General features: G+C 48.7%; 1 protein-coding gene. It reads left to right on the top strand.

Annotated elements, in window-relative coordinates; translation table 11 throughout:
* Positions 1–319: 319 nt before the first annotated feature.
* A complete protein-coding gene (locus A39O_RS38190) occupies positions 320–1,012 on the top strand; it encodes a hypothetical protein (protein ID WP_083924609.1) in 693 nt (230 codons plus the stop codon).
* Positions 1,013–1,377: the final 365 nt, after the last annotated feature.

Here is a 1,377-nt window from a genome sequence, read left to right as displayed (position 1 = left end):
AGGGTGATGGGTTGGGTGTCGCAACCTTCAGCCTACCACTCTTGCGGGTTAGCCCCCATTATTTTCAGTCTGTTAGACTAAATTAGTGCCATTCGAGTCTGGGGAGACATTTGCGTTAAAAAAGGAACAATCTGGATCGCCAACAGGAGGCGCTAACTTGACAAGAAAATACCTTGGATCAAAAGGTTCAAAAGTTGTCACTCACGTAAGTAGCGGAAACGGGAAAGTTTTTGGAGTAACTACTACTTCGGAAGGTCTGTAGACGTAGGGCAGCACACTGGCCGGGCGCATCGGAGATCGGGCAGCCAGGGAGGACATAATGTTTGAGCAAAATGTAGGTAATAGCATTTTCAAGGGATTTAATGATCGCAGTGGCATAATGCTATGCGGGTATGAGTTTGGTTTTAGTAAGTACGACCAAGAACACCCCGAGAAAACCATACGAAACGAAGGCGTCCAATATACGTTTTCCAATAAGTCTGCTTTTTTCGGGCCGCGCGCACTCAGTTGGAGGTACGACCAGAGAGTAATTCGTTGGTTTGAACTGTGGGGTCATAAGTTAAATAGGGACGGTAACGGTGGAGGTTTTGAAAAATGCATTTTGCAAACAAATTGGTGTAACACCGACGGCAACAAAATAGACAGCGACTACCACGAGAAGCTATTAGCCCCGGATCAACTCGAAAATTTTGTCACCCACATTGAGGCTTTCGAGCCAAGAGTGATATTCTTTCTAGGCTCAAAGATTATTCAGATTTTACAGGATGGAAGAGTATTTCCGCTATTCACAAAAGTAGTGGGCAATGAAATTCAAAAAGAGCGACTGCATTTTGAAACGCGCCCGTTTTGCGGTCGCGTTTTCCGAATAGGTTTTCAGGGTTTTGAACGTTGCACGATCATCTCCCTTCCGCATCCAAGTGGAACACGCGGCCTTAGCGACGAATACATAAGCTTGTTTGCTCCAGAGATTTGCGGTATTTTAACGGAATATAGGCAGAGTCGAGGTTTCTGATATGGAACCAAAAGGCGTCATTACCGCGTTTCTATTCCAGAAGAAAGAAAAGAGCCTAACCTTATGCCTTAAAAGCGAGCGCGCGCCACAGGCGTCGTGCTAACTCGCAAGGTCATCAGTGGCGCGCGCCGCTTTAGGCCGGACGTTATCGCGCCGAGCAAAGCTCGGCGTCTCTTGCGGGGTGGAAGTCCCCGTCGGGTAAGGGTTAGCCGCCCGCCCGTATCGAGTGTTGGTCCTGCTGCGGAGTGGCGTAAGCCGCGAACAATAGTGCAGGGCAAGCGTACACAGAGTATTCTGTAGACCGTAGGGGAAATCGCGTTCCCTGAAGTGCTGGTACAGCTTCGAGACAGCTAACCCGCGGATGG

Source organism: Lamprocystis purpurea DSM 4197 (assembly GCF_000379525.1).
GTDB lineage: Bacteria > Pseudomonadota > Gammaproteobacteria > Chromatiales > Chromatiaceae > Thiodictyon > Thiodictyon purpureum.
This window is presented reverse-complemented; position numbering and strand designations above follow the sequence as displayed.